Origin of the sequence: Methylobacter psychrophilus (assembly GCF_025583945.1) — a bacterium.
GTDB classification, from domain to species: domain Bacteria; phylum Pseudomonadota; class Gammaproteobacteria; order Methylococcales; family Methylomonadaceae; genus Methylobacter_C; species Methylobacter_C psychrophilus.
Window position 1 is genome coordinate 1 of sequence record NZ_JAOEGU010000093.1, and the last position, 6,697, is coordinate 6,697.

The 6,697-nt window shown below is 41.0% G+C and carries 7 protein-coding genes; 6 read left to right on the top strand and 1 reads right to left on the bottom strand.

Annotated elements, in window-relative coordinates; genetic code table 11:
- Window positions 1–399: 399 nt before the first annotated feature.
- The 6 genes from N7974_RS19800 (at window position 400) to N7974_RS19825 (ending at window position 5,027) form a co-directional block, all read left to right on the top strand.
- Window positions 400–786 (top strand): hypothetical protein, encoded by a 387-nt coding sequence (locus N7974_RS19800; protein WP_262967262.1) that lies wholly within the window; start codon window positions 400–402, stop codon window positions 784–786.
- Between the two features lie 48 nt (window positions 787–834).
- The gene (locus tag N7974_RS19805; RefSeq protein ID WP_262967263.1) at window positions 835–1,179 is read left to right on the top strand and encodes a hypothetical protein; all 345 of its coding nucleotides are present in this window, start codon (window positions 835–837) and stop codon (window positions 1,177–1,179) included.
- A gap of 228 nt (window positions 1,180–1,407) precedes the next feature.
- Entirely contained in the window at window positions 1,408–1,797 is a 390-nt protein-coding gene (locus N7974_RS19810) for a hypothetical protein (RefSeq protein WP_262967264.1), read from the top strand.
- A gap of 11 nt (window positions 1,798–1,808) precedes the next feature.
- A complete protein-coding gene (locus N7974_RS19815; RefSeq protein WP_262967265.1) occupies window positions 1,809–2,330 on the top strand; it encodes a glycine zipper family protein in 522 nt (173 codons plus the stop codon).
- Between the two features lie 734 nt (window positions 2,331–3,064).
- Window positions 3,065–3,787 carry a DUF2490 domain-containing protein gene (locus tag N7974_RS19820; protein WP_262967266.1) on the top strand — a complete coding sequence of 241 codons (723 nt, stop codon included), beginning with the start codon at window positions 3,065–3,067 and terminating at the stop codon, window positions 3,785–3,787.
- Between the two features lie 502 nt (window positions 3,788–4,289).
- The gene (locus tag N7974_RS19825; protein WP_262967267.1) at window positions 4,290–5,027 is read left to right on the top strand and encodes a hypothetical protein; all 738 of its coding nucleotides are present in this window, start codon (window positions 4,290–4,292) and stop codon (window positions 5,025–5,027) included.
- Window positions 5,028–5,173: 146 nt separating this feature from the next.
- Here the strand turns inward: N7974_RS19825 and N7974_RS19830 are convergent, their stop codons facing one another.
- Window positions 5,174–6,388, bottom strand: a complete 1,215-nt coding sequence (locus N7974_RS19830) for an OmpA family protein (protein WP_262967268.1) — start codon at window positions 6,386–6,388, stop codon at window positions 5,174–5,176.
- Between the last annotated feature and the right edge of the window lie 309 nt (window positions 6,389–6,697).

Sequence of the window (6,697 nt, forward strand, 5' to 3'; positions counted from 1 at the left end):
TGCAAAATTTTCAGGATTGCCAAAGATGTTTATCGGGGCAAACACAAGCATTACTCCTTGACATGGAATTTAGTGGCTGCTCTTGTTAACTTACGCTATGGCTGTATTTAGGAAAGATGTCTAATGAACAACTGGTAAAGCGCTTAATTTAGTTACACATATTTATTAAGTACTGGCAAGATCAATTCTTAGGCGATATCCAAGAATGAGTATACCGAAGTGGCGCAGGATTTTTGTTTATTTTCAACGACTGCAAGGATGCAGGAGCTAGAGCAACGCAGGAGCAGTTACCGAGGCGGAAAAATAGGCGCGTAGCTGGCTACGTAACTATTTTGACAACGCAGAAAATAAATAAAAAGACCAGCGAATTGGGTATTTTCTTCGCAGGAAATCGCCTTAATGCTTGATGCAGTATTTAATAAGGCCATTGAAAAAATAACCTCTCAATTAAACTCAAGAGAAAATCTGCTTATGTTCACGCTACCCTCCCTTTGGAGCCTTATTATCTCTACCATTGTGTTCTTTATAGCGGCCAGATATCTACAGGGTTATCTGGAAGAGCGTGGTTTGGCCAAAGGTATAACACGCGGCATGCTGGTGTTTATACTCGCATCAGGAGCGTCTTGGGGTTCAGGTGAAATAGTAGACTGGACGCAAGAAAAAATACAGGGGCCAAAATTGGCAGTGCAATCCTCTGGAAATTTGTCACAACTGTTGACAATGATCGGTCAAGGTCAAGAATCACAAGCATTAACCACAGAATCAAAAGAGTCAGGCTCAAAATAAAAGCCTGACGGTACTTGTCCATTTATGAATATTTAACGGTAAATAAAAATGAATAATGATAGTCAAAAAATAGTAATAGCCAAAAATTTTGCGAAACTGCACGAAGCCCCATTTGCTTTATGGACGCCTGATAAGGATTATCTGTCAGAGGATGATCGATATTTAACCGTATATGACAATCTTATTATGGGTGTTTATGGTGATTGCTATGGAGTTAATGCTGAGTATGATGATGCTGGTGATTTAATTAATGAAGCGACTGAATTTGAAGTTGAGGTTGATCAATTTGAATCAAATAATGATCACAGCGCCATGTTCTGCTTTGAAATAACCAGTGAAATAACAGGAGCAAGTAAATTCGTTGAGGATCATGGCAGACATGGTAATTGGTAGTCAGGTAAAAATCTTGACTGTACCAAAGTCGGCGTTTTGATTTTTAAAACGATCATAAAATATGAAAAATAAAAAATCCTTGGCTTTAAAGAAAACACTCATGAATATTGATATAAATAATCCCTGATTGCAAAAGAAGGAGATAATGTTATCCCTTGAACTTTTTTGACGTCATTTCGTCGGATTCACATTTTTGATGCGTTCTGCTTAAGCGGAATGGAGACTTATATGAAAAAAATTTCCGTGGTCTATTGGGGCATTGTTTTGCTTGGATCAATAACTAGCACCTCTATATGGGCTGGAAGAGGCTATGGCTATGATGGTGGCGGATATGGCGGTGGCTATGGTTATGGCGGTCGTTCCAATTATAGCTTTTATTTGAATGCGCCGATTTATCCTTATTACCCTAATCGGTATCCTTATTATCCGCCGACTGTAATTACCATACCGGTAACGCCGCCGGTTTACATTCAGCAGCCTCCGCCGCCTCAACAGCAACAATATCCGGCGGGTTACTGGTATTACTGTAATAACCCCGAAGGCTATTATCCCTATGTCAAGGAATGTCCTCTTGGCTGGCAACAAGTTAATCCGATACCGCCACCTGCACCTCGTTAAGGAGTTTACCTATGTTACGTTTTTCCTTCGTGTTTTTGGCCACAGTTATATTGGTCATCAGCGGTTGTGCCAGTTTACCCAATGGGCCGAGTGTTATGGTGCTTCCCGGCACTGGTGTGGTTTTTGAGCAGTTTCGTAATGACGATATTATCTGTCAGCAATACGCTTCTTTTCAGGTTGGCGGTATTACAGCTAATCAAGCAGGAGTGCAAAGTGGCGTCACCAGTGCTGTCGTTGGTACGGCGCTAGGTGCAGCAGCGGGTGCAGCCTTCGGCGGTGGTAGTGGTGCTGCTATCGGTGCCGGTAGCGGTTTAATAGCTGGCAGCCTGGTTGGTACAGGTGTTGCCGGCAGCTCTATGGACACGGTACAGCAGCGTTTCGATATAGCGTATATTCAATGTATGTATGCCAAAGGTCATCAGGTTCCTGTGTCAGGACAATTTTCCGGGTTATCCGCTCTTCCAGCTGCTACAACACATCAACATATTCCACCACCACCGTCTGGGTCACCGCCACCAGCACCGTTGAAATAATAGTACAATTAGGTATCTATTTTTAGTCATGAATTAAAATTTCAGGCTATTTCTGCGACAGCCAGTCCTGAAAAACTGCACCAGTTTACACGGGAGCCGTTAGCATTGGAGTTCGGTTAGATGTGGCGGTGAAATGGACTACAAAAGCGCTGATAGTTGAAAAGAACCCTTATTAAACGGCTTATTTGAACCAGGAACACTTTTCTTCTTTATTTATAATCTCTATTTTTTAATCGTTAAGATTGATATTCCTCATGTTTTTTTGATTATTCAATGTTGGCACGGAAATGGCTTTAAGTTAAACGTTGTTTTTAATAAATTAATTTCGCTTTAACCGAGAGACATAATATGAAAAAAAAATACCATAAAATGGCGAGACAGAGTTTGTTCTTGGATAATTACGCTCCTTATTATGCTTATCCGCCCATCGTAATTAATGTACACAAGATACCGCCTGTATCTATTCAAAAAGGTGTTCCCATTATATGGAATCCTCGATTAATGCATGATAAATACGCACAATTTATGCCTCCCATAGTGATAAAAATTGCATCCGATTATATTGGTCGTTTCATAACGGCTTTATTACCTTAAAGTTTCTGATCAATTTATGCCTATTTCTGTCAAGTTCCTGTAGCTGCGGTGATAAGTAGCTTACCCGTGTAAAGGAATATTGAATTTGATTAAGAATACAGGCTGGTTATTTAGTGCCAACAAGAAACAGAGCAAGCAACATGAAAAATAAAAAAATAAAAATAGTCGGTATATTGGCAGCCATTTTTAGTTGTGCCAATATGGCAGCAACGCCGCCACCCGATGATTTATTACAGGATGCGGGTAGTTGGGCGCAAGTTGTTGCAGAAGGTAGCTTGAAAGTTGTCGATCCAAGCCTGGAAAAGGCGCGTGTCTGGGTTGAGGGACAATCCCGTTGGGACGATAACTGGAACCATTGGTATCAAGGCTTGGCAAGGGCGGCGGTGGGTTATTCATTGAGTGATCGCGCCACAATTTGGGCTGGATATACTTGGGTGCCTACCCAAAACGTTGGTAAAAGTTCTAAATCGCAGCAAGATGTCTGGCCTGGTTTTCGTTATGTCATGCCGACCAGTATCGGAACGCTTAGTTTTAGAACCATGATAGAAACTAATTTTATACCGGGTAATGGTGATCAGGTTCGGGTTCGTCCACGGCAGATGATTCGATTGATGCATCCTTTGCAATTTGAGCCGCGCTTAAGTCTGATTACTTGGGACGAGTTTTTTATACGAGTTAATTCAACACCGGCCGGTGGCCAGTCCGGTTTCGATCAAAATCGTGCTTTTGCAGGCTTGGGCTGGGCTTTCAATAAAAACGTTCGAGCTGAGGGCGGTTATCTTAATCAGTATTTGGACGATAATACGCATACCAATAACACTATGCATCACCTGATAATGGGATCTTTATTCGTCAATTTTTAACGGTAAATAACGGATGTTAAGTATGCCATGCTAAAAGGCTTATTGTTTTTAGAATGGAAAAAATATAGCGCCAACACAAACAGTTATTTAGTCGTGTTTTTATTTCCAGCAGTTTTATATTTGCGTATTTCATTTTTGGTAAAAACCGTTTTGAACGGCTACTTGGTTCAATATGAGTTTCAAGTACATCGAAAATATCAGGTATCTTTGTTGTCTGTACCGTTTGGTAATCCTGTTCGTATTTATATCTGATAAATTTGCGTACCAGCTTGGAGTATATTGGTTGCTCTCAATATAACGGTACCCATGCTGATGCCCTGAATAATAATACTTTTGTGGTAAATGGCTGGTTGGTGTTCTAAGCTCAATTAATCTGACTGGTTTTGCCGAATTGATTTACTAACCTTGTAAAATACAGGCAAGGTAAAAATGACCTTGCCTGTAACGCTGCTTTCAGAAAATTTCACAACGAAATTCATCTCCTCATTGCTTAAAAAATATTATGGTCAAAGAACGTTATACCCGCTTTAAAGATATTTCTGTCAGCGAGCGAATTTTAAACACGGTGTTTCTGTTAACCATAGGCTTGGGTTATCTGATGGCGCTTGCGAATATGTATTACACCCATCAAGGGCTTGATGGCAAAGCAGGACTGTCGATTGAAGATGTTGTCATTAGTTATCATGGGTCAAGTAATCAAACGCGATTGGGTACCGCCATTAATGGGATTATGGAATCCAATTTAAAATATAAAAGCGATAAAGATGTTATTTTGCAATGGATAGAACGTGGCGCCAACGAGCCGGAATATAACGAAAAAATCGCTCCGATCTTAAATCGTGATTGTATTTTGTGTCATACACCCGGTATTAATCCATCATTACCGGATTTGACGCATTATGCGACGGTATCGGAGGTTGCGCATGCCGGCGGTGCAACAATTCCTACTTTGGTTCGTGTATCGCATATTCATTTATTTGGTATTGCTTTTATTCTGTTTTTTATCGGTAAAATGTTTTTGCTCTGTGATCTTAATGTTTATGTAAAAAGAGTTGCGGTGGTCATACCTTTTGCTGCCATGCTTTTGGATATTTTGTCCTGGTTTATTACCAAATCCACGCCTGCATTTGCCTATGTGGTTGTTTATAGCGGTGCGTTAATGGGCTTGTCCATGGGCCTGCAAATCCTGCTCAGCATCTATCAGATGTGGTTTTATTCGAGGAAGATTACGGATAATTGATGGTTTCATTATTTAATGCAGCCGTTAAAGCTTGTGATTGGGCAATAAGCAACTCAGGATATTTCCAATATTATTTATGTAGATATCTACCAGACTGAAACCGTTAATGATTTTAAGAGGATTCAGTCTGGTAGTGGTGATGAGGGTTATTGAGGATTTAGAGGTTGTTGGGCTTGACCATTAACTTCCAGTTGCACACGGCGATTGTTGGCACGTCCGGCTTCTGTTTCATTGGTGTCGATGGGTTGAGTCCAACCATAACCACGGGAAGTGATGTTGGTTGAATGAGTACCGTTAATCAGGTAGTTTTTAACAGCCAAGGCGCGGCGCTCGGATAATTTCATGTTGTGCTGGAATGAGCCGGTTTTACTGGTATGGCCTTGTATTTCAAGTAACAGCTCTGGATGCTCCTGAATACGCTTTGCGGCGTTGTCAAGGTTTTGATAGTATTCGGGCTTAATATCGGCTTTGTCATTGTCAAATTTTACGTCAACAATCCAGCAGCCCAGTATGCTAACTTTTGCTCCGGGTATTGTATTAGGGCATTTATCAATGCAGTCGTTAACACCGTCAGCATCCGAGTCAAGAGTCGAGCAGTCGGCAGCAATGGGAGTACCGGTTTTCAGGAAAATACTTTTTACAAAATTAGCCATGTTGCCAGGGCTGGAAATTCTGTCAGCCGTTGTGCCAAATCCACAGCTAGAAATATTAGCCAGTTGATTTAACAGGGTTATGCCGGATTGCTCTTCTTGATTACCTACCCAAACAGAATAAACACAAAGTCTGTCGCCGTACTTTTGCTTTAAGGTCTGAAGTTCATCAACGCCATCCGAGTCCAGATGGTGACCATCACTGAGTATTAGCACAGCAATATTACCAGCTGTTGTTGATAAATCTTCGGTTGTGCCCTTAATTCCGCTGGCGATGGGTGAGCCGCCACTGGCACAAGTCAATGCGTCTATACCACTGCCAAAAACCGGTTTTGAATAGCTGACAGGAGCCTGATTAAGCTGGGTAAATCCCCAGGACAAACAATCGCCAAAGCCGAAGCTACGAATACTTGACGTTAATTTTAAGTCGGGAATCGTGTGATTAATACGGTTAAGGATTTCTTTTTCAACCGAGAATTTTGTCGGACTTGGCTGGGCAGGATAACCTATACCCAGATATTCATCTGCCATTGACGATGAAGAGTCATTAATAACAAAGAAATTGTCTGCTTTTTGTACGTATTGGCCGGAAGATAGCAAGCCATTCAAGTCATGGGCTTGAAAGGTTTCAAAAGTACTTACAGGTTGTGAGGCACAGCCTGAGAGTATCAGGGCTGCAACGAATGTGGCGGTTTTTAGTATTTTTTGCATTGAAAAATCCCCTTATTGTTATTTTTGATAATAAAACGATCAAGATGAGGTAAATGTTATGCGGTATTGTCGAATGAATCCGGATTCTAGCATTGTCTTGATTTAATTAAAATAGCGGGTTAGCTATGATGTTTAGCGTTAATTAATTAAGTTGTATCATTACCCTAAATTTTTCCTGGTAATACTCGATGTTCAAGTTTTTAAACTCTTTACATTCTTATTTTTGGCAAATCATCCAGCAGCACGGTACTGTAGCGAAGCAGTCGGTTCCAGTCGGCCTAAATCTCTACCAACCATATGCTTGCCGGA

What these genes read in the sequence shown, in the direction of transcription:
- N7974_RS19820 (WP_262967266.1), top strand. Translation starts at nt 3,065, where the DNA reads ATGAAAAATAAAAAAATAAAAATAGTCGGTATATTGGCAGCCATTTTT.
- N7974_RS19800 (WP_262967262.1), top strand. Translation starts at nt 400, where the DNA reads ATGCTTGATGCAGTATTTAATAAGGCCATTGAAAAAATAACCTCTCAA.
- N7974_RS19830 (WP_262967268.1), bottom strand. Translation starts at nt 6,388, where the DNA reads ATGCAAAAAATACTAAAAACCGCCACATTCGTTGCAGCCCTGATACTC.
- N7974_RS19825 (WP_262967267.1), top strand. Translation starts at nt 4,290, where the DNA reads ATGGTCAAAGAACGTTATACCCGCTTTAAAGATATTTCTGTCAGCGAG.
- N7974_RS19815 (WP_262967265.1), top strand. Translation starts at nt 1,809, where the DNA reads ATGTTACGTTTTTCCTTCGTGTTTTTGGCCACAGTTATATTGGTCATC.
- N7974_RS19805 (WP_262967263.1), top strand. Translation starts at nt 835, where the DNA reads ATGAATAATGATAGTCAAAAAATAGTAATAGCCAAAAATTTTGCGAAA.
- N7974_RS19810 (WP_262967264.1), top strand. Translation starts at nt 1,408, where the DNA reads ATGAAAAAAATTTCCGTGGTCTATTGGGGCATTGTTTTGCTTGGATCA.